This window comes from Mycobacterium sp. (assembly GCF_049647605.1).
Taxonomy (GTDB): Bacteria; Actinomycetota; Actinomycetes; order Mycobacteriales; family Mycobacteriaceae; genus Mycobacterium.
The window spans coordinates 1-21,818 of record NZ_JBARXZ010000232.1; the positions used below are offsets into that span (position 1 = coordinate 1).

Annotated in this window: 17 protein-coding genes and 1 pseudogene; 3 read left to right on the forward strand and 15 right to left on the reverse strand. The window is 68.2% G+C overall.

The features are described 5' to 3' along the window. Positions 1-63: 63 nt before the first annotated feature. The 6 genes and pseudogenes from ruvX to WBB07_RS28815 form a co-directional block, all read right to left on the reverse strand. A complete protein-coding gene (gene ruvX, locus WBB07_RS28790; protein WP_526313135.1) occupies positions 64-591 on the reverse strand; it encodes a Holliday junction resolvase RuvX in 528 nt (175 codons plus the stop codon). Between the two features lie 26 nt (positions 592-617). Beyond that, positions 618-3,308: an alanine--tRNA ligase gene (gene alaS, locus WBB07_RS28795; RefSeq protein ID WP_526313064.1), complete on the reverse strand. Its 2,691-nt coding sequence runs from the start codon at positions 3,306-3,308 to the stop codon at positions 618-620. 67 nt (positions 3,309-3,375) lie between these two features. Continuing rightward, a pseudogene (locus WBB07_RS28800) lies at positions 3,376-3,507 on the reverse strand (hypothetical protein); the annotation flags it as partial. A gap of 114 nt (positions 3,508-3,621) precedes the next feature. After that, positions 3,622-4,104, reverse strand: a complete 483-nt coding sequence (locus tag WBB07_RS28805; protein WP_526313066.1) for an SRPBCC family protein — start codon at positions 4,102-4,104, stop codon at positions 3,622-3,624. Then, entirely contained in the window at positions 4,101-4,445 is a 345-nt protein-coding gene (locus tag WBB07_RS28810) for an ArsR/SmtB family transcription factor (RefSeq protein ID WP_526313068.1), read from the reverse strand. Before WBB07_RS28810 ends, WBB07_RS28805 begins: the two co-directional genes overlap by 4 nt. A 107-nt stretch (positions 4,446-4,552) precedes the next feature. After that, entirely contained in the window at positions 4,553-5,905 is a 1,353-nt protein-coding gene (locus WBB07_RS28815) for a replication-associated recombination protein A (RefSeq protein ID WP_526313070.1), read from the reverse strand. A gap of 103 nt (positions 5,906-6,008) precedes the next feature. On the opposite strand from WBB07_RS28815, the gene WBB07_RS28820 reads away from it, so the two are divergent. After that, complete coding sequence (locus WBB07_RS28820) at positions 6,009-6,614, forward strand: hypothetical protein (protein WP_526313072.1); 606 nt, start codon at positions 6,009-6,011, stop codon at positions 6,612-6,614. A 4-nt stretch (positions 6,615-6,618) separates the two neighbouring features. Here the strand turns inward: WBB07_RS28820 and WBB07_RS28825 are convergent, their stop codons facing one another. The 6 genes from WBB07_RS28825 to WBB07_RS28850 form a co-directional block, all read right to left on the reverse strand. Then, positions 6,619-7,461 carry a DUF3097 family protein gene (locus tag WBB07_RS28825; RefSeq protein ID WP_526313074.1) on the reverse strand — a complete coding sequence of 281 codons (843 nt, stop codon included), beginning with the start codon at positions 7,459-7,461 and terminating at the stop codon, positions 6,619-6,621. Positions 7,462-7,545: 84 nt separating this feature from the next. Then, positions 7,546-8,619, reverse strand: coding sequence for a zinc-binding metallopeptidase family protein (locus tag WBB07_RS28830; protein ID WP_526313076.1), 1,074 nt, complete (start codon positions 8,617-8,619; stop codon positions 7,546-7,548). Beyond that, entirely contained in the window at positions 8,612-9,523 is a 912-nt protein-coding gene (locus WBB07_RS28835) for a transglutaminase-like domain-containing protein (RefSeq protein ID WP_526313078.1), read from the reverse strand. The genes WBB07_RS28830 and WBB07_RS28835 overlap by 8 nt, the downstream gene beginning before the upstream one ends. Further along, on the reverse strand, positions 9,520-12,192 hold the full coding sequence (locus tag WBB07_RS28840) for a circularly permuted type 2 ATP-grasp protein (RefSeq protein WP_526313080.1): 2,673 nt from the start codon (positions 12,190-12,192) through the stop codon (positions 9,520-9,522). The genes WBB07_RS28835 and WBB07_RS28840 overlap by 4 nt, the downstream gene beginning before the upstream one ends. Before the next feature lie 45 nt (positions 12,193-12,237). Continuing rightward, the gene (locus WBB07_RS28845) at positions 12,238-15,588 is read right to left on the reverse strand and encodes a transglutaminase family protein (RefSeq protein ID WP_526313137.1); all 3,351 of its coding nucleotides are present in this window, start codon (positions 15,586-15,588) and stop codon (positions 12,238-12,240) included. 71 nt (positions 15,589-15,659) lie between these two features. After that, entirely contained in the window at positions 15,660-16,148 is a 489-nt protein-coding gene (locus tag WBB07_RS28850; RefSeq protein ID WP_526313082.1) for a winged helix-turn-helix transcriptional regulator, read from the reverse strand. 75 nt (positions 16,149-16,223) lie between these two features. On the opposite strand from WBB07_RS28850, the gene WBB07_RS28855 reads away from it, so the two are divergent. Beyond that, entirely contained in the window at positions 16,224-17,408 is a 1,185-nt protein-coding gene (locus WBB07_RS28855; protein WP_526313084.1) for a thiolase family protein, read from the forward strand. A gap of 7 nt (positions 17,409-17,415) precedes the next feature. Here WBB07_RS28855 and WBB07_RS28860 read toward each other — a convergent pair whose 3' ends face one another. Together WBB07_RS28860 and aspS are read right to left on the reverse strand one after the other, a co-directional pair. Beyond that, entirely contained in the window at positions 17,416-17,856 is a 441-nt protein-coding gene (locus tag WBB07_RS28860) for a nitroreductase family deazaflavin-dependent oxidoreductase (protein WP_526313086.1), read from the reverse strand. Further along, positions 17,849-19,630, reverse strand: coding sequence for an aspartate--tRNA ligase (aspS, locus tag WBB07_RS28865; protein ID WP_526313088.1), 1,782 nt, complete (start codon positions 19,628-19,630; stop codon positions 17,849-17,851). The genes WBB07_RS28860 and aspS overlap by 8 nt, the downstream gene beginning before the upstream one ends. Positions 19,631-19,749: 119 nt before the next feature. Between aspS and WBB07_RS28870 the strand changes: the two genes are divergently transcribed. Beyond that, entirely contained in the window at positions 19,750-20,256 is a 507-nt protein-coding gene (locus WBB07_RS28870) for an SRPBCC family protein (RefSeq protein WP_526313090.1), read from the forward strand. Positions 20,257-20,283: 27 nt separating this feature from the next. Here WBB07_RS28870 and WBB07_RS28875 read toward each other — a convergent pair whose 3' ends face one another. Beyond that, the gene (locus tag WBB07_RS28875) at positions 20,284-21,777 is read right to left on the reverse strand and encodes a carboxylesterase/lipase family protein (protein WP_526313092.1); all 1,494 of its coding nucleotides are present in this window, start codon (positions 21,775-21,777) and stop codon (positions 20,284-20,286) included. Positions 21,778-21,818 lie beyond the last annotated feature (41 nt).

Consider the following 21,818-nt stretch of genomic DNA (forward strand, 5'->3'; position numbering starts at 1 on the left):
GCACGGGTCAGTGCGCGCCGGGGCGGGCCGACAGCCACCGGCTGTGCCCGGTCGTCCCAGTCGTCAACCATCATTTGCCTCCGGTCTGACTCCACCCGGGTCATCGGTCTGTTCTCGCGCCGCGGCCAGGGTGCGGCGCTGATCGAGCCACCCCTGCAGGATCGCAACCGCCGCGGCCTGATCGACGACGGACCGCTGTCCCTTGGCCCGCACTCCGGCCTCCCGCAGCGAGCGTTGTGCGGTGACCGTGGTCAGCCGCTCGTCGGCCAGCCGTACCGGCACGGGTGTGATGCGCTGTGCGAGAGCGTCGGCAACCTCGATGGCGTCGAGAGCAGAACTACTCGCGCGGTCGGCCAGGGTGCGCGGTAATCCCACGACAACTTCGACGACCTGGTATTCCTCCACGAGCTGCCCCAGGCGCCGCAGGTGTTTACCTGTTTTCTCCCGGCGCACCGTTTCCACCGGCGTCGCGAGAATGCCATCCGGGTCGGAGGTAGCGACTCCGATGCGGACTGTGCCGACGTCCACGCCGAGCCGGCGGCCCCGTCCGGGGTCCCCTCGGCCGTCTGGGCCGCCGGGCCGATCCGGCATCCGGTGCTCGCTGGAAGTCACTCGTCCTAGCCCCGGGCGACTTCCGCGCGTAGAGCCTCGAGCGCGGCGTCGATTCCGGCGGCGTTCTTACCGGAGCCCTGAGCCAGGTCGGGTTTACCGCCGCCGCGCCCGTCCACCGCGGCAGCCAGCACCTTGACCAATTCGTTGCTCTTGAGCCCCAGATCCTGCGCGGCGTCGTTGGCGGCCACCACGTAGGGCACCGTGTCACCGGCGCCTTCGGCGATCAGCGCCACCACCGCCGGCTCGTTGCCCAGCTTTCCGCGGATGTCACCGATCAGCGACCGCAGATCGCCGGCGCTCATGCCGGCGGACATCCGCTGCGCCACCAGCCGGACCGAGCCGACCTGTTCGGCTCCGGCGGCCGCGTTGGCTGCCGCTGACCGCGCGGTCGCCAGTCGCATCCGCTCGATCTCTTTTTCGGCGACGCGTAGGCGGTCCACCAGGTTGGCCACCCGGGCGGGCACCTCTTCGGACGGCACCTTCAGCGAGGACGCCAGACCGGCCAGCAGGGCGCGTTCCCGGGCGAGGTGTTTGAACGAGTCGAGGCCGACATACGCCTCGACCCGACGCACTCCCGAACCCACCGAGGACTCGCCGAGCAGGGTCACCGGACCGATCTGCGCCGAGTTCTGGACGTGGGTGCCGCCGCACAGTTCCAGGGAGAACGGGCCGCCGATCTCCACCACGCGCACCTCGTCGGGGTAGGCCTCGCCGAAGAGCGCCATCGCCCCCATGGACTTGGCCTTCTCCAGCGAGGTGTTGAACGTGTTCACCGCGAAGTCGGCCTCGACGGCCTCGTTGGCGACGATCTCGATCTCGGTGCGCTGCGCTTCCGACAGCGGACCCTGCCAGTTGAAGTCGAACCGCAGGTAGCCCGGCCGGTTCAGCGAACCGGCCTGAACGGCGTTGGGACCCAGAATCTGTCGCAACGCTGCATGCACCATGTGGGTGCCGGAGTGGCCCTGGGTGGCGCCGTGGCGCCACTTCGCGTCCACTTCGGCGGTCACGGTGTCACCCTCGACGAATTCGCCGGACTCGACGTTGACCCGATGCACGAACAACGTTTTGGCGATCTTCTGGACGTCGGTGACCTGCGCGCGGGCCGCACCGCCGGCTCCCGAGATGGCACCGATATCGGCGATCTGGCCGCCCGATTCGGCGTACAGCGGGGTGCGGTCGAGCACGATCTCCACGCGGTCGGGAACATCGCCTTCACCTGCATGCGTGACGACGGGAACCCGCTTACCGTCCACAAAGATTCCGAGAATCTTTGCCTGCGAGGCCAATTCATTGAACCCGGTGAACTCGGTGGGTCCGGCGTCGACCAGTTCGCGGTAGGCGGTCAGATCGGCATGCGCCAGCTTGCGGGCTGCGGCGTCGGCTTTGGCCCGCTGCCGCTGTTCGTTCATGAGTTCCCGGAAGCCGGCTTCATCCACCGACAGGCCCGCCTCGGCGGCCATTTCCAGGGTGAGGTCGATCGGGAATCCGTAGGTGTCATGCAGTGCAAATGCGTTGGCACCGGAGAGCACCGAGGCCCCGGATGCCCGGGTGGTCTCGGCGGCGTCCTCGAACAGCCGCGACCCGGCGGCCAGCGTCCGGTTGAACGCGGTCTCCTCGGCCACCGCGATGCGGTTGATGCGGTCGAAATCCTGGGCCAGCTCCGGGTACGACGGACCCATCGCGTCACGCACGCATGCCATCAGGTCGGCCATGATCGGCTGGTCGACACCGAGCAGCTTGGCGGCGCGGATGATGCGGCGCAGCAGCCGGCGCAGTACGTACCCGCGGCCTTCGTTACCCGGGCTGACCCCGTCACCGATGATGATCGCCGCCGTGCGGCTGTGGTCGGCGATGATCCGGTAGCGCACGTCGTCGCTGTGGTTGCCGGCGCCGTAGGCGCGGGGCGCAATCGAGGAGACCAGGTCGATGACCGGGCGCACCAGGTCGGTTTCGTAGACGTTGTCGACCTCCTGCAGCAGGCAGGCGACGCGCTCCACCCCCATCCCGGTGTCGATGTTCTGGCGCGGCAGCGGTCCGAGGATCTCGAAGTTGTCCTTCGAGGTGCCCTCGCCGCGCTCGTTCTGCATGAACACGAGATTCCAGATCTCGATGTAGCGGTCCTCGTTGGCCACCGGCCCGCCGTCGACCCCGTAGTCGGGGCCGCGGTCGTAGTAGATCTCCGAGGACGGACCGCACGGGCCGGGGATTCCCATGGACCAGTAGTTGTCGGCCATCCCGCGGCGCTGAATCCGCTCGGTCGGCAATCCGGCGATCTCCTGCCACAGGCCGGCCGCCTCGTCATCATCGAGATACACCGTGGCCCAGAGCTTTTCGGGCTCGAAGCCATATCCGCCGTCGTCGACAGAGTTGGTCAGCAGGGTCCAGGCCAGCTCGATCGCGCCGCGCTTGAAGTAGTCGCCGAAGCTGAAGTTGCCCGCCATCTGAAAGAAGGTGTTGTGCCGGGTGGTGATGCCCACCTCGTCGATGTCAGGCGTGCGGATGCACTTCTGGACACTGGTGGCGCGGTCCCAGGCCGGGGTGCGCTGCCCCAGGAAATACGGCACGAACTGCACCATGCCGGCATTGACGAAGAGCAGGTTCGGGTCGTCCAGGATCACCGAGGCGCTGGGCACCTCGGTATGGCCTGCCTTCACGAAGTGATCGAGGAACCGCTTCCTGATCTCGTGTGTCTGCACGTGGTCACTTCCTGTTCGCACACCGCCTGGGTGCGCACCCGCCGTCCGCCTGGCGTCAACCGCCTTTTCAAACGACTAACAGTACCGTTGCGCCAGCCACGAAGCTCAGGCGCACCGAGCGCTGCGGGTTGTCGCGGTTCAAGTCCACGAGCACGATGCTCTGCCAGGTGCCCAGCAGCGGTTCACCGGACTGCACGGGAGGGCAACCCCGCAGTGGCGTGTGGGACGAAGACATTGCACAGGCCGCCGTATCCACCCCACCAGCCCACGAACACCCCGGTCCTGTCAGCGACGGTCTCGAAGGACCGGCAGATCAGGCGAATTCGGTGCCGGACAGCAGCTCGTCGAGTTTCTGGTAACCCTCCGCCATGCCGCCCTCCATCCCGGAGCCGAGCAGTCCGTCGCGCGCCTGCAGTGTCGGACAGATGGAGCGGCCGCGCAGCCGGCTGCGCGCCTCGCCGAGCGGCTCGAACCACAGGTAGTCGATGTTGACGGCGTCGGGTGCACCCTCGAATTCGAAAGTCTGGATGATCAATTCGTCGGGCCGCACGGTGTGAAAAACACCGTTGAACGCATAGGAGCCCGTGTTGTCGGAGTGGATGTAGCGGTAGCCGCCACCTGTCCGGAAGTCCCACCGGGTGATCTCCATTGCCAGCCCACGGGGCCCGATCCAGCGCCGGAAGACATCGGCGTCGGCGTGGGCCCGAAACACCGCCGCGGCGGGGGCGTCGAACTCCCGGGTGAAGTCCATCGCCAGCGTGTCCACCGGCGCCACCAGGTTGAGTGCGTTTGTCATGACGTTTCCTCCTCGATAGTGCTCGCCAGCAGTGCGTCGAGCCGGCGGTAGTTCCGCTCGGCGTCGAGCCGGTAGCCGTCCAGCCAGCCGGTGAGCCGCTCCAGCGCTGCGGCGTCCAGGTGTACCGGCCGCCGTTGTGCGTCGCGGGTCCGCGTCACCAAACCGGCCCGTTCGAGGACCCCGATGTGCCTGGACACCGCCTGTTTGGTGATCGGGAACGGCTCGGCCAACTCGTTGACCGTCGCCGGTCCGCGGGACAGCCGCGCCACCAGCGCACGCCGGACCGGATCTGCCAGCGCCAGGAACGCCCGGTCCAACCGGTCGTCTTCATTTTTCCCCAATTATCAACCTATCTGTTGATCAATCAATTGGTTGACTACCAAGGTAGGCAGCGGCCGCAGCAGTGTCAAGAGCCCGGGCGCACCCGATCCGGACACACCGAGCCGAATCAGGTCTTTCTACGGCGCAGAATCGCGCGCAACCGCTCGACCCGGCCCGAGAGCTCCCGCTCCACCCCACGGGAGACCGGGTGATAGTAGTCCACCCCCACCAGCTCATTGGGCGGATACTGTTGCGCCACAACGCCATCGGGATGATCGTGAGCGTACTTGTAGCCCTGGGCGTTGCCCAGGGCGGCCGCACCGGAGTAGTGGCCGTCGCGCAGATGCGGCGGCACCAGACCGGCCTTACCGGCCTTGATATCCGACATCGCCGCACCCAGCGCAGTGGTGACCGCGTTCGACTTCGGCGCCGTGGCCAGGTGCACCGTGGCGTGCGCCAGCGTCAGCTGCGCCTCAGGCATCCCGATCAGTTGCACCGTCTGGGCGGCGGCGACCGCGGTGAGCAGGGCGGTGGGATCGGCCATCCCGATGTCCTCACTGGCCAGGATCATCAGCCGCCGCGCCAGGAACCGGGGGTCCTCACCGGCAGTCAGCATCCGGGCCAGATAGTGCAGCGCGGCGTCCACATCGGATCCGCGCACCGACTTGATGAAGGCGCTGATGACGTCGTAGTGCTGATCGCCGTCCCGGTCGTAGCGCACCGCCGCTTTGTCCAGGGACTGTTCGACGGTCTCGACGGTGACCCGCTCCTGGGTCTCGGCGGCGACTTCCAGCGCGGTCAGAGCCCGTCGCGCATCACCGGCCGACAACTGCACGATGAGCTCGACGGCGTCGTCGTCGACCGGCAGGTGGCCGCCCAGCCCACGCGGATCCTCGATGGCCCGCCGCAGCACGCTGGTCAGATCCTCGGCGGTCAGCGGCTGCAACTGCAGGATCAACGACCGCGACAGCAGCGGCGCCACCACCGAGAACGACGGATTCTCCGTGGTCGCCGCAACCAGCAGCACGATCCGGTTCTCCACCGCCGCCAGCAGCGCATCCTGCTGGGTCTTGGAGAACCGGTGCACCTCGTCGATGAACAGCACGGTCTGTTCGCCGTGTATCGCCGCCCGGCGGGCCACCTCGATCACGGCGCGCACTTCTTTCACCCCGGCCGCCAATGCCGACAGTGCCTCGAAGCGGCGGCCGGTGGCATTCGAGATCAGCGACGCCAGGGTGGTCTTACCGGTGCCGGGCGGCCCGTAGAGGATCAACGACGCCGCACCGGAGCCGTCCACCAGGCGCCGCAGCGGCGAACCCTGCTTGAGCAGGTGCTGCTGCCCGACCACCTCATCGAGTGAGCGCGGCCGCATCCGCACTGCCAGCGGCGCGTTCGGCGGTGGTGCGACCAGGCCACTCGACGACCCCTCAGCCGCAACAGACGACTCGGAGCCGGTCAGGTCGAACAGGCCGTCGGACACCGTTCAGGATAACCACGCCGGCTGCTCCCACGGCGACACGCCACCGCCGGTTCGGGCGGCCGAACCGCCTCCCAGCAAGTTGACAAAGTGATAGACCTGTCATGTGACGAAGGATGTAGCCAACACGAACACCCTGGGCCGCCTCGCCGCCGTCGCGGTTGCGATCGCGGCCACCTCGGTGGGTTTTGCCGCACCCGCATCGGCGATCGTCCCCCCGGCCGACGGCAACTACACCTTCTCCCAGGCGGGCAAACCCAACTCCACCTGGACGATGCAGAGCATCTGCAGCCAGCCCAGCGGCACCCGCGCCCAGCAGGACTACACCGACGAGACCACCCAGACGCTGGGATGCAGCCTGATCCTGGGCAGCCTGGCGTCCCGCAGTGGGATGGACCGTGACCAACGCGCCGTCAGCTTCAACGGCACGGCACGCCTGGTGAGTGGGATGTGGACGTTGACGGTGGAAGTTCCCGAGGGGTTGGCCTGTCCCGACGGCAGTTTTGCACCGTCGAGCGACACCTACGCGTTCAGTTCGGCGACCCTGACAGGCACCCACACCTCGATCCACGGTTCGGTGTGCGGGCTGGCCCCGGGCATGACCAAGGAGCCGTTTGCGCTGACGTTCATCGGGCCACTGGATCCGCCGGTGGTCGACCGCTTCCCGATGGACTGCAACTACCTGGGCGGACGGCCGAGTATCTGCTCGTAGCCGGTCATTGCGGGGCGGTCACAAAATCGATCAGTTCCTCCACCCGGCCGATCAGTGCCGGCTCCAGGTCGGTCCAGTCGCGGACCCGTGACCGGATCCGCTGCCAGGCGCGTGCAATATCGGCCTGCTCGGCGTGCGGCCACCCCAACGCTTGACACACGCCGTGCTTCCAGGACACCGAGCGCGGAATGGTCGGCCACTGGGTCAGGCCCAGCCGCTCGGGTTTGACCGCCTCCCAGATGTCGATGTACGGGTGACCGACCACAAGTGCCTGCTCACCGTGTGGGCCGCGGCGCACCGTGTCGGCGATCCGGGATTCCTTCGAACCCGCGACCAGATGGTCCACCAGCACACCGAGCCGTCGTCCCGGCCCCGGCGCGAACTCGGCGACCAGTGCGGGCAGATCGTCGACACCGCCGAGGTACTCCACCACCACACCCTCGATGCGCAGGTCGTCACCCCAGACCTGCTCCACCAGTTCGGCGTCGTGACGGCCCTCCACGTAGATCCGCCCACCGATCGCGGTGCGGGCCCGGACACCTTGTACCGCAACCGAACCCGAGGCGGTCCGCTTCGGGGCGGCGGGCGCGGACTTGGCGCGGGGCGGGGTCAAGATGACGGGGGCGCCGTCCATCAGATAGCCGGGGCCGACGGGGAATCCCCGGGTGCGGCCCAATCGGTCTTCGAGGTCCATCCGGCCGTATTCGACCCGTACCACCGCGCCGACAAAACCGGAGGTCACATCCTCGAGCACCATGCCGATCTCCACCGGCAGTTCGGTCGAACGTACCTTGCGGCGCTGGTGCGGGTCGTTGGCGAGCACGTCCATTCCAAGGCGATCCGTCACGGCGGCGATCCTACGAATGTGATGACCGTCGGGCCGTCCGCCACACCGGCGCCGGGGCGATCGTGACCTCCACGAGACTCGCCGTCAGGCCGCGCCGCCGGCAGCCGCCAACTTGACGGGGTCGGAGGTCACCTCGTCGATCACGGTGTGGATGAAGCGCATCTTCTCCAGCACCGCGGGCGGCAGCACAAACGGGTATAGGTCTTCGCTGCCCATCGACCGGTTGACCATGTTCAGCCCCCAGGACAGCGGCAACCACATCTCGATCAGACTGTCGAAGCCGCTGGGTCCCCGCGATCGGCGCTCGAAGGTTGCCCCGGCCGGTGCAAAACTGAACGCCGCCGAGGTGTCGAGGGTGTCGCGGATGTGCAGGTAGTGGGCGAAGGTCTCGGCCCAGTCCTCCGCGGGGTGCATCGTGGCGTAGGAGGAGACGAAGTCCTGTTCCCACCCGGGCGGGGCGCCCTGGCTGTAGTGGCGGTCCAGCGCCGCCTGGTAGTCGGACTCGGGATCACCGAACAACTGGAGCGCACGCTCCCGATAGGCCGGCGCCGTGCCGATGAGCCGGTAGAAGTAGTAGTGGCCCACCTCGTGCCGAAAATGCCCGAGCAACGTCCGGTAGGGCTCTGCCATCTCGACCCGCAACTGTTCGCGGTGCACATCGTCGCCCTCGGCGAGATCCAGTGTGATGACCCCGTTCTGGTGTCCGGTGACGACGTTCTCGAACTCGCTGGACAACAGGTCGAAGGCCAGCCCGAAGTCCGGGTCCTCGACGCGGCTGACGACGGGCAGACGCAGTTCGTACAGTTCGGCGATGAGCCGGCGTTTGGCGCGTTCGGCCACCGCAAACGCCGCCAGCGCCGCGGTGTCGGCGTCGTTGGGCCGACTGCGGGTCAGCGTGCAGGACGCGCACAACTCCCCCGCCACCGCGCTCCCCGGGTCCTGACGTACCAGCCAATTGCATTCGGCCAGATGCAGATTCGCACACAGTCGGTACTGCTGGGTATCCACCGCCCCACTCTGGGCGGCATCCTCGCCGGAGGCGATCACCAGCATCGCCAGATCGTCGAGTGAAAATCCCACCGGGCTCCGGCAGGCCAGGCACACCGAGTTCTCGAAGGTCAGATGCTGTCCACAGTTCGGACACAGGAAATCACGCATCGAAGGATCCCTGCATCGGTGCCACGTCCACGGCCACGTCGATCACGCTGCTTTCCGAGTCGGTGTAGATGATGCCCCGCAGCGGCGGAACGTCCGCATAGTCTCTACCCCAACCCACGACGATGTAACGCTCGTCGGCCATCTGATCGTTTGTCGGATCCAAACCCAGCCAATCACCCTGCGGTGTCCACACCGCCGCCCAGGCATGGGTGGCGTCGACGCCGATCATCCGGTCCTTGCCGGGCGGCGGATCGGTGGCCAGATAACCCGATACGTAGCTGGCGGCCAGACCATTGGCACGCAGACAGGCGATGGCCAGCCGGGCGAAGTCCTGGCACACCCCTTCCCGGGCCTCCAACACCTCGGCCACCTGAGTGGACACCGTCGTCGACCCGGACCGATAGGTGAAGTCGGTGAAGATCCGCCCGGTGAGATCGGTGAGCACGTCGATGAGTGGCCGGCCGGGAACAAAGCTGGGCGCCGCATAGTCGCGTACCGCCGCGGTGATCTCCGGGGGTTGCAGATCGAGGGTGAACTCGCGGGCCAGCGCGCCGACGGGCCCCGACGGACGCAGCGTCTCCCAGGCTGACAACGCCGCTCCCCCGCGATAGAGATCCGGCGGTGGCGGATCCACCTCGACAACGGAGCGGGCGGTCACGACCAGGGTGTGATGGCGGGCCGTCACGTGGAAGTAGGAACTGGTGTTGCCGTAGACGTCGCGGCTGACCGAACTGTCGGCCGCACCCGGGTCGATGTCCAGCGCATGCGACAGGCAGCGTTGCAGGTCGGTGTTGCGCGGAGTCAGATGGCACCGGCCGTAGGAGCTGGTCACCACATCGGAGTACCGGTAGGTCGTCTGATGGGTCACCTGGTAGCGGCGGGTGCCCTGGACAGCGGAGGTCACGGCATGACCCGGCGCTCGTCGGGACCCCACAGCGGTTGCATGCCGCCGGGCAGTGACAGCTGGGTGGCGGAGATGACCGTCGCCAATTCCCGCAGCCCGGCCTGCACCCCGTCGAGCAGCCCGGCCAGCTCCGTGCGCTCGCCGTCCGCGGTGACGTCCTCCAGTTCGGCGGGATCCAGTCGCCGCAGCCGGATCCCGATCTCGTCGACCAACCGCTGCGCCCGCGACGAGTTCGCCGCCCCCGGCAACGCCAACAGGTTGGCGCGCAATCGTTCGAGTTGATAGACCAGCGAGCGGGGATTCTCGGCGTCGAACAGCAGCAGGTCCGCGACGGCGGCCACACTGACCTTGCCGAGGTTGCGACGCCGGTAGATCAACGACGACTCGCACGCCACCAGTACCGCCTCGGTGATGGCCTGTTCGGCCTCGACGCTGCGGGCGGTGGCCATGGTGGCGCGCAGCAGGGCCGCGAGCGTCATCCCGCGCTCCAACCGTTTCCCGATGTCCATCATCGACCAGCCGACGTCGTGCACCATCGACTCGGCCGCCACCCCGGACAGCGCCAGCATCCCGGACAGGGTCTTGGCGTGTGCGGAGGCCATTTCCGCGTCGCCGTGCAGAAAGGAGTCCGGCGGGGAATCCGACGAGTGCAGCACGGCCCGGTCGACGGTTGCCAGCACCATCCAGGTGTCGTTGGACATCTGATCGCGCACCGCTCTGGCCGCCTGTCCGAGCCGCTCGACCGATTGTGCCAGCGAACCCGGCCGCCGCCGGTCGGTGGTCAGCGCCCACAGCGTCGTCGGTGCGACGGCGATCATCTCGGCCCGGTCCCCGTCGGAGCCGGTGTCGGTACCGGTGAGATAACCCAGCGCAGTCAACAGCACCGGCACACATTCGCTGGCGTCGAGATCCTGCCGGTGCCGGTATTCGTGGTAGCGCTCGCGGCTCACGGTGAGCAGCCGGGCCATCTGTTCGGCGCGCTCGGCGTAACGGCCGGTCCAGAACAGGTCTGACAGCACTCGCGGCGAGCTGACGGCCCGGGTGCCGCTGGGGGTCACCACGGACAGCACCGGCGGCAGCCCCATCGTGCGCTCGGCCCCGGCGTGGGTCGACGGCAACACCCAGATGTCTTTGGCGGCAATACTGTTCAATTTGTAGGCGGCATTACCCGGTGCCAGCACGTAGCCCAGGCCACCGATCATGGGTGCGTAACCGCCGCGCTGCGACACCGCGAACAGGCGCATCCCGACCCCCGCCGACGACAGGCCACCGGGATAGTGGTCGGTGGGCGCCGACGAGAAGGTGGGCAGCTCCTGGCCCACCCACTGCCAGGGAGCGGCCGAGATCCGCGCCGCGAGTGTCTCCCGCTGCGAGGCCGTCAGCGCCGGCCCGACGATGGGGGGACCGCCGGTGGCCGGTTTGATCAGCAGCGAGCCCAATTTGGTCAGGAGATGGGACCGTTCGGAGTCCAGGCCACCCCAGTACATCGGTGCGGTGCCCAGCAGCGGGTACTCGCCGACCAGCAGATTGGCCAGCTCGGGCAGGAACCGCTGTACCCCAGGGCTTTCCAGGATGCCGCTGCCGATGCTGTTGACCACGGTCACCGAGCCGCGGCGCTGCGCCTCCACCAGTCCGACCACCCCCAGCCGGGAGTCGGCCCGCAGATCCAGCGGATCGGCGTAGGCGGCATCGACGCGCCGCAGCACCACATCGACCCGTTTGAGGGTGCCCAGGGAACGCATCCACAGCGTGCCGTCACGGACCACCAGGTCGGCGTTCTCCACCAGCGGAAAGCCCAGCAGCGACGCCAGGTGCGCCTGGTCGAATGCGGTCTCGGAATGGATACCCGGGCTCAGCACCACGACGACGGGATCCTCGGCGGCTTCCGGTGCCGCCTCGATCAGCGACAGCCGCAATGCCTGGGCAAACGGGGAGGTCGGCCGCGGGGCGATCCGCTCGTACAGATCGGGGATGGTGTGGGCGACGACCCGGCGGTCGGCCAGCGCATAGCCGGCGCCGGAGGGAGCCTGCGTCCAGTCCGCATTGACCAGGAACGTGTCCGCGTCTGCCCGGCTGATGTCACAGCCGTGCAGGAACAGCTGATGGCGGCCGGGAGCCTGGATGCCGCGGGCGGCACGCTGATATCCGGGGTGGGCGAACAGCAGCTCCGGCGGGAACACCCCGCTGGTGATCGATCGGCGGCCACCGTAGAAGTCCGCCAGCACCGCATCCAGCAGCCGGGAGCGCTGCACCAGCCCGGCCGCCAGCAGGTCCCAGTCCGCGGAGGAGATCAGCAGCGGAATGGCATCGAGGCGCCACCGGCCGGCATCGGCGGTGCCGAGCCCGTCGGTGGACACCGCTTCACCGTCGCTGTCGAGCTGGATGTAGGTGATGCCGTCGTTGTCGACGAGGCTGCCGACGTCGGCCCGCAGCCGGTCCAAGCCGGCCTGGCCGCGTTCGCCGAGCACCGCCGCGAGCTCGCGCCAGGATTCCCGGACATTGCCCGCCGCGTCGATGAACTCGTCGTAGGTCGGCCGAACCCCACCGCGAATATCGAAAAGCGCCTGCTGAGCGCGTCCGTCGCGATAACTGGCCAGCAGACGGTCGGGGTCAGGCCCCCCGGATTCCCGGCCACCGAACGGCCCGAACGCGGCCAACGGTGATGACAACGCCTGTCCTCCTGGTATCCGATTCCGACGTGACCGACGCAGAGATCATTGCAGTACGGTACGCACCCGTCGTAAATCGAGGATCCCCGGCGCGCCCACATCCATGGACTGCCGGGCTTGTTTCTCGCGGATATCGGACAGATCGATGCGCCCCGGGGTGAATCCGGACGCCTCGAACCGCCGGCCGCGACGCGACTCGGCTTCGACCGCATTGACCGGCGGGGTCTCGTAGGTCCGTCCCCCCGGATGCGCCACGTGATAGGTGCAGCCCCCTCGGGACATCCCGGCGGCAAGGTCGACGAGTTCGAATCGCAGCGGCCCGTCGACGGTGATGGTCGGGTGCAGCGCACTCGGCGGCTGCCAGGCGCGGTAGCGCACACCCCCGACCTGCACATCGGTGTTGTCGGTGGCCAGCATCGGGATCGGGTGGCCGTTGCAGGTGACGGCATAGCGGTGCCGGTCGGCGCCGATCAGCCGGATCTGCAGCCGTTCCACCGAGGAATCGACGTATCGGGCGGTGCCGCCGGCCGTGGATTCCTCACCGAGGGTGTTCCACGGCTCGATGGCACCACGCAGTTCGATCTCCACCCCGTCGAACACCGCGGTGCCGACTCTGGGGAACCGGAACTCGGTGAAGGGGTCCAGCCACGAGGTGTCGAAACTGATCCCCTGGGCGCGCAGGTCGGCCGCGACATCGGCGATGTCGTGAATGATGAAGTGCGGCAACAGGTAGCGCCCATGCAAGTTGGCCCCGTGCCGGATCAGCGGCGCCCGCAGCGGCGCATCCCAGAACCACGAGACCAGCGAACGTACCAGCAGCGACTGCACCATCGCCATCTGGAAGTGCGGGGGCATCTCGAATCCGCGCAGTTCCAGCAGCCCCAGGCGGCCACGGGCACTGTCGGGGCTGTAGAGCTTGTCGATGCAGAACTCGGCGCGGTGGGTGTTGCCGGTGATATCGCTCAACAGGTGCCGCAGCGCCCGGTCGGTCACCCACGGTTGGGAGTGACCGGTGCCGCGCCCCAGCCGCGCGATCTCGGCGAAGGCGATCTCCAGTTCGTAGAGCGCCTCCTCGCGGCCCTCGTCGACCCGCGGCGCCTGTGAGGTGGTGCCGACAAAACGACCGGCGAACAGATAGGACAGGGCGGGGTGGCGCTGCCAGTAGGTCAGCAGCGAGACCAGCAGATCGGGGCGCCGCAGAAACGGGGAGTCCGCGGGGGTGCTGCCCCCGAGCGTGATGTGGTTACCGCCGCCGGTTCCGCCGTGGGTGCCGTCGACGTCGAACGCCTCGGTGGACAGCCGGCTCAGCCGGGCCTGCTCGTAGAGCGTCTCCAATTGGGTGCGTTGCTCGGCGAAGCTGCGGGTGGGGGCGACGTTCACCTCGATCACGCCGGGGTCGGGGGTGATGCTGACCGAGTCCAGCCGCGGATCCGCCGGCGGCCCGTAGCCCTCGATCACCACCGGGCACTGCAGTTGCGCCGCCGCCTCTTCGACCCGCGCCACGACGTCGAGGAAGTTGTCGACGGTCTCGGTGGGCGGCAGGAAGACGTACAGGAAGCCGTCCCTGATCTCCGCGACCATCGCGGTGGTGGGCGCGTCATCAGAATCATCGATGCCGGCATCGTCGGTGCCGGATTCCCGAGTGCCGGATCTGTCGGCAGCCGCCTTGAGCGGGCCGTGCGCGGCCAACGGATCCGCGGGCGGGGTGACCCGCGGCGGCTTCCAGTTGATGGCGCTCAGCGGCAGCCGCAGCCCCGCGGGTGAATCACCGTCGAGCAGCACCACTCGGCCGCGTCGCAGCCGCCAGTCGGCGCTGGCCCAGCCCGAGTCGTCGTCGCGGCGGTGCAGCGGCAGCACGTAGGCCGCCGGTTCGACGACGGCGGCGTCGAGGCGCTCCAGCAGATCGGCCCGCCGCTGTTTGCTGTCAGCTTCGAGGTCGTCATCGGCGAGGATTGCCGGCCCGGCAGGCAGTCGCACCGACGCCGACAGCCGGCTCAACGCGTCCTCGTAGACGGGACGGACCTGGGCGCCGGGCACCCCGAGCCCCTCGGCGACGGCGGTGAGCAGCTGCGCGCCGGCATCCGGGGCGATGGCCTGGATCCGGCCCGCGTCGGGGTCGGGCCACGGGTCGGCAAGCAGTGCCGGGTCCCGCCACACCGGTTCCCCGTCAACGCGCCAGAACAGTCCGATCTGCCAGCGCGGCAACGGTTCTCCCGGGTACCACTTGCCCATACCGCGCTGCACCAGGCCCTGCGGCGCCCACAGCGCCTTCAACCGGGCCGCCAGCGCCGAGGCCCGGACCCGTTTGCTCGGCCCGTCGGCGGCGGTGGTCCACTCCGGGTCCACCTGGTTGTCGATCGACACGAAGGTCGGCTCACCACCCACCGTCAGCCGCACGTCGCCGTCGGCGAGCCGTTGGTCGACGCGGGCGCCGAGATCGACGATCGAAGCCCAAGCGGTCTCCGTGTAGGGCAGCGTGACCCGGGGGTCTTCGTGGACGCGGGTCACGGTGTTGGAGAAATCCAGCACGGCTTCGGCCACGCCGGTGGCCCCGGTGATGGGTGCAGACGAGGCCGGGTGTGGTGTCGCGGACAACGGGATGTGGCCTTCCCCGGCGAACAGACCCGATGTCGGATCGAGTCCGATCCATCCGGCGCCGGGGATGTACACCTCGGTCCAGGCATGCAGATCGGTGAAATCCGCCAGCGGCCCGGACGGGCCGTCGAGTGCGGGAACATCCGAGGTCAGCTGCACCAGGTACCCGGAGACGAACCTGGCCGCCAACCCGAGTTGCCGCAGGATCGACACCAGCAGCCAGGCCGAATCCCGGCACGAGCCGATCCCGGTGCGCAGCGTGAAGTCCGGTGTCTGGACCCCGGGTTCCATCCGCACGCTGTAGCCGACGTCGGCGTTGACGGCCCGGTTCAACGCGACCAGGAAGTCGATGGTGCGGGTTCCGGGGAGGATGGTGAAGTTGTGCACCCACTCGGTGACCAGCTTGCCGGGACCCGCTTCGGGTTCGTCGGCTTCGTCCACCGGGCGCAGGTACGGCTCGAGATCCTCCAGTAGCGAGCTGGGATAGGTGAAGGGGAAGCTCTCGGCCCAGTCCTCGATGAAGAAGTCGAACGGATTGATCACCTTCAGATCCGCGATCAGGCCCACATTGATGGTCAACCGACGGGCGCGGCTGGGAAAAACCAGGCGGGCCATGAAGTTTCCGAATGCGTCCTGCTGCCAGTTGACGAAGTGGTCAGCCGGTTCGACGTCCAGGGAGTAGGCCTCGATCGGGGTACGCGAATGGGGCGCTGGACGCAGCCGCACCACATGCGGGTGAATCTCCACCAGCCGGTCGAAGGTGTAGGTGGTGCGATGCTCCAGCGCCACTTTGATTCCCATAACAGCTGATCCCATCACAACCGGCAGCACCTCGCAGTCTTCGCTGAAACAACCCGGTGGCCGGACTCAGCTCACGCCGTTGCCGTCCCGCCCGTGGCGGTCAGTTTCACGCCGAGCTCGTCGAGTGGGACAGGATGCCCGTGCTCACAGACGATCTCGACATCCGCGTCGGCGCCACACCCGAGGTGGGTGAGCTTCAGCCGGTCGCTGTCGGGCAGGTGGCTGCGCCCCCAGGCGAACATCGCCCAGACCACCGGCATGAAATCCACCCCTGTCTGGGTCAGGACGTACTCGTCGCGGGCCCGCTGCCCCGGGTCCTGATACCTGCGTCTGCTCAGCAGTCCGACCGCGACCAACTCCCCCAGGCGCGCCGACGTGGCCGCCTTCGTGATGCCCACCCGCTTGGCAAAATCGTCGAACCGGGTGGTGCCGTAGTACGCCTCACGCATGATCAGCATCGCCGACTTCTGCCCGGCCACCACCATCGTCTTCTCGATCGGGCATTCGCCGACCGGCGACCAGGTATCGCGGTCCACCAACCGCCCCTGCAGCACCGGCATCGGAATCCTTTCGCCACCTGAGTTGTTCTAACTATACCCAGGTAGGTCATCTCGATGCAGAAACCAGGAGGAGAAATGACCGGATTCTCAGACCGGGACGCCGTGATCGTGGGTGCGGTGCGCACCCCCATCGGCAAGGGAAAAGCCGGTGGCGCACTCCACGACGTGCTGCCCGCCGACCTGCTGGCGCACAGCCTGCGTGAAGTCGTCGCCCGCTCCGGGATCGACCCGGCGAACGTGGATGATGTGATCGCCGGCGCGGTGACACAGGTGGGCGACCAGGCCGTCAACATCGCCCGCAACGCACTGCTGGGCGCAGGGTTCCCCGACACCGTGCCGGGCACCACCGTCGACCGCCAGTGCGGCAGCAGCCAGCAGGCGATCAGCTTCGCCGCCCAGGGGGTGCTCGCAGGCGCCTACGACGTGGTCATCGCCGCCGGCGTGGAATCGATGAGCCGGGTGCCGATGGGCAGCTCGGTCCTGCCGGGCAGCAATCCTTTCGGCGACAACATGGCCGTTCGCTATCCGGAAGGGCTTGTCCCGCAAGGCATCAGCGCCGAGCTGATCACCGCAAAATGGAACCTGTCACGCCATGAGCTCGACGAGTTCTCCGCGGCCAGCCACGAGAAGGCAGCACAAGCAACCAAGGAGGGCCTGTTCGACAACGAGCTGGCACCCATCGCCGGGCTGCGCACCGACGAGATCATCCGTCCCGGCACCACCGTCGAAACCCTGGCGGGCCTGCGGCCGGCCTTCTTCGACGCGGCCGTCGGCGCCCGGTTCCCGCAGATCGGCTGGAACATCACCCCCGGCAACTCGTCGCCACTGTCCGACGGCAGCGCCGCGGTGATGATCACCAGCGGAGCCGCCGCCCGCCGATTCGGACTCACCCCGCTGGCCCGCATCCACACCACCACGGTGGTCGGTTCGGATCCGCTCTACATGCTGACCGGCGTCATCCCCGCCACCGCAAAGGTGTTGCACCGGGCCGGGCTCGACCTGTCGGACATCGACCTGTTCGAAGTCAACGAGGCGTTTGCCCCGGTGGTCCTGAGCTGGGCGGCCAGCACCGGAGCCGACCTGGCCAAGACCAACGTCAACGGCGGTGCCATCGCCATCGGACACCCGCTGGGTGCCAGCGGGGCCCGCATCATGACCACGCTGGTCAACGCGCTGCACCAGCGCGGTGGCCGCTACGGCCTGCAGACCATGTGTGAAGGCGGCGGCATGGCCAACGCCACCATCATCGAAGCGCTGTAGGACTGACCTAGCCGCGGACGAGTTCGAACAGCGGGATGTCCCGGCTGGTCTTGCTCTGGTATTCGGCGAACACCGGCGCCACCTCCACGATCTTGGCGTAGGTGGCGTCGCGTTCGGCAGCGGGCAGTTCCCGCACGTCGACGTCGTACGCCTCGGTGCCCACCTCGACCCGGGCCCGCGGGTTGGCGCGCAGATTGTGTACCCACGCCGGATTGTTGGGTGCCCCGGCGTAGGAGCCGACGATCAGCATCCGGCCCTCGACGGTCAGGTACGCCAGCGGCGACAGCCGCACCTTCCCGCTCTTGGCGCCAACGCTGTGCAGCAGCAACAGGGTGCTTCCGGCGAACGGGCCGCCCACCACGCCACCGTTGGCCCGGAACTCCTCGACGATGCCGCGGTTGAAGTCGTTGAGCGCCGCGGCATCGGCGACCAGCTTGTCCTTATCCATGCACGCTGTCAGCGGTTTTGGGCTTGGCGTCTATTCCCGATTCCTTACGCTGCTGCGGCGTGATCGGAGCCGGCGCGTCGGTCAGCGGATCGATGCCGCCGCCGGACTTCGGGAACGCGATGACCTCGCGGATCGAATCGACCCCGGACAGCAGCGCCACGATGCGATCCCAGCCGAAGGCGATACCACCGTGCGGCGGCGCGCCGTAGGTGAACGCATCCAGCAGGAAGCCGAACTTGTCTTGCGCTTCCTCGTGGTCGATACCCATCATCGCGAACACCCGCTCCTGCACGTCGCGGCGGTGGATACGGATGGACCCGCCGCCGATCTCGTTGCCGTTGCAGACGATGTCGTAGGCGTTGGCCAGAGCCGTGCCCGGATCGGTGTCGAACGTCGACTCGGCCTCCGGCTGCGGCGAGGTGAACGCGTGGTGCACCGCCGTCCAGGCCCCGGAACCGACGGCGACATCACCGGAGGCGGTGGCGTCATCGGCCGGCTCGAACAGCGGCCAGTCCACCACCCAGGTGAAGGCCCAGGCGGCCGGGTCGATCAGGTCCAGCCGCTTGGCGATCTCGATGCGGGTGGCGCCCAGCAGCCCGCGGGCGCCCTTCGGCGTCCCGGCGGCGAAGAACACACAGTCACCCGGCGCGGCACCGACGTGGGCGGCCAGGCCGGCACGTTCGGCGTCGGACAGGTTCTTGGCGACCGGACCCCCCAGGGTGCCGTCCTCGGCGATCAGCACATAGGCCAGGCCCTTGTGTCCACGTTGCTTGGCGAACTCCTGCCAGCCGTCCAGGGTGCGCCGGGGCTGCGAGGCGCCGCCGGGCATCACCACCGCGCCGACGTACGGGGACTGGAACACCCGGAAAGGCGTGTCTTTGAAGTAGTCGGTGCACTCGACGAGCTCGACGGCGAACCTCAGGTCGGGCTTGTCGGAACCGAACCGGCTCATGGCCTCGGCGTAGCCGATCCGCGGCAGCGGAGTGGGCAGGTCGTAGCCGATCAACGCCCACAGCGCCTTGAGCACCTCTTCGGACACCGAGATCACGTCGTCGGCGTCGACGAAGCTCATCTCCATGTCGAGCTGGGTGAACTCCGGCTGCCGATCGGCGCGGAAGTCCTCGTCGCGGTAGCAGCGCGCGATCTGGTAGTAGCGCTCCATTCCCGCCACCATCAGCAGCTGCTTGAACAGCTGCGGGCTCTGCGGCAGGGCGTAGAACGAGCCGGGCTGCAGCCGCGCCGGCACCAGGAAGTCACGGGCGCCTTCGGGGGTGGAGCGCGTCAGTGTCGGCGTCTCGATCTCGACAAACTCGTGATCGGCCAGCACCGCACGGGCGGCGGCGTTGACCTTGGACCGCAGCCGGATCGCGTTGCCGGGGCCTTCGCGGCGCAGGTCGAGGTAGCGGTACTTCAGCCGCGCCTCTTCACCGGCCGTCTCGTCGAGCTGGAACGGCAGCGGTGCGGCCTCGGAGAGCACGGTCAAGGTGGTGGCGTTGACCTCGATCTCACCGGTGGCGATATCGGGGTTCGTGTTGCCCTCCGGGCGGACCTCGACCACCCCGGTGACCAGCACACAGAACTCGGCGCGCAGTCGGTGGGCGGCCTCGAGCACGCCGTCATCGCGGAACACCACCTGGGCGATGCCGCTGGCGTCGCGCAGGTCGATGAAGATGACGCCGCCGTGGTCGCGTCGGCGCGCCACCCAGCCCGCCAATGTCACCGTCTGGCCGGCATCCGATGCCCGCAACGATCCGGCGGTGTGACTGCGCAGCACAATGCTCCTCTGAAGGGTCGACGGGAAGACGGGAACAGTCTAGAGGTCGCCACCTGGCGGCCACCGCCTCGGCACTAGACAGTTATCGTGAACTGTCCACCCCGCACCCGGAGGTAGCCATGGCCCGCACGTACGCCTGTGAACACGTCGACCTGGGATTCATCGAGACGGCCCCGCACCGGTTCGTCAGCACCGTCGATCTGGCCGTCACCCCGGAACAACTCTTCGAGGTGTTGTCGGACGAAACGTCGTGGCCACAGTGGGCCACCGTCATCACCAAGGTCGACTGGACCAGCCCCAAGCCGTTTGGCGTCGGCACCACACGTACCGTGCACATGCGCGGCCACATCGTCGGCGACGAAGAGTTCCTCGCGTGGGAACCGTTCTCGCACATGGCATTTCGTTTCAACCAGTCCACCAGCGCCTACATCGCGGCCTTCGCGGAGGACTACCGGGTCCGGCCGACGGAGCAAGGCTGCCACCTGACATGGGTGATGGCGATCAAATCCAACGGGGTGGCCGGCAACCTCGGCATGCTCGCCGGCCGTCCGGTGATGAGCTGGCTGTTCCAACGGTTCCTGCACAACCTGCGCCGCTACTGCGACACCCGGTACGCCACCGTCTAGCTCCCGCGCCGGAAGAACGCACCCGCTCTAGTGCAGTCCCGACCAGGCGGCCCGGCGCAGCCGGTCGGGATCCTCGACGGTGACGTCGCGAGCGGACTCGATGACGCGGGTGGCCCGCGTCTGGGCGTCGTACCGGGGCCATTCCGGATCCCACACCGCGCCCTCTTCCCACCCGTGGGTGGCGAAGTTCAGCCAGGTCTGCTGCATCCGCCTCCCCACCGCCGGCTGCACCCGCCGGCCCAGCGGATGGAGCTTGCGTCCCAGATACGACCCGTAGCTGTGCTGGATGTGCACGATCTCACTGCCATGGGTGGCGCCCAGCCCCAGCGCCCGCAGCGTCCAGGTGGCGTGGTCGAAGCGGTACACATGGGTCGGCGCGTGCGCGCTGTAGGCGTCCGCGAACGCCCAGACCGGGGCACCGAACATCACATCGGAGCCGACGGCGATCAACGCCCGGCGCCGGGGGTAGTCCGGGTAACCGGCCAGCACCTGGTCACGCGCGCCGGGCAGGGTCCGCTCGAAGTACGAGTCGATGGTGTCCAGCGTGGTGGGCAGCATCGGCGGCTTGGTCCACGCGAACATCGACGCCTCGTGGCTGTTGGTGCCGGTGATCAGCGGCACCCGCGCGACCGCGCCCAGCCGGGCCGCCTCGATCGGATGATGCGGCAGCAGTTCGGTCCCGTAGGTGAGTCCGTAGGCCAGGGTCGGGGAGTTGGCCGCGCTGTGCAGCTGGACCGCACCCGCCGCCCGGCGCAGCCGCCGCTGCGGGAGCTCCTTGAGATGGTCAGGACCCACCCCGACCTCGTCGAGAAACTGTTGTGCCTGCACCGCTCTGGTCTCCCGGTCGGCGATCAACGGCAGCGCCGGGCTCTGCGCGATCGCCCGGGCGAACAAGCCGTCGGCGGCCGGACAGGCCAGCAGCGACAGCACCGACGTCGCCCCCGCGGACTCACCGAACACCGTCACCCGCTCGGGGTCACCGCCGAAAGCAGCGATGTTCTCGCGCACCCACCGCAGCGCGGCCAGCTGATCGCGCAGGCACAGGTTGTCGTCGAAACCGGCGCCGAGGGAGCCCAGCTCGAACCCGCCGAACACCCCGATCCGGTAGGTGACGTTGACCACCACCACACCGCGGGCGGCCAGCCGGGAACCGTTGTAGAGCTGCAACTGGCCCGCACCGTAGACAAAGGCACCGCCGGGAATCCAGACCATCACCGGCAACGAACCCGAGGTGTCCGGCGACCACACGGTCACCGTCAGACAGGCTTCGTCCCGGATCTTGGGGTCATCGCGACCGCCACCGACAAACGACCGGCCCTGCGGCGGCAGCGGCCCGTGCTCGACCGCATCCCGCACACCCGACCACGGCCGCAGCGGGGCCGGCGCCAGGAACCGCCGGTCCCCCACCGGTTGCTGCGCGTAGGGCACACCGCGCCACACCGCGACGCCGCCCTCGGTGGTACCACGCAGCACGCCGTCGGCCGTCTGCGCAATAGTCGAGAGTTCCAAGACGTCAGGCACTCCAGAATCGTAGTGTGCAAAGCTATATCCGCACGTTGTGG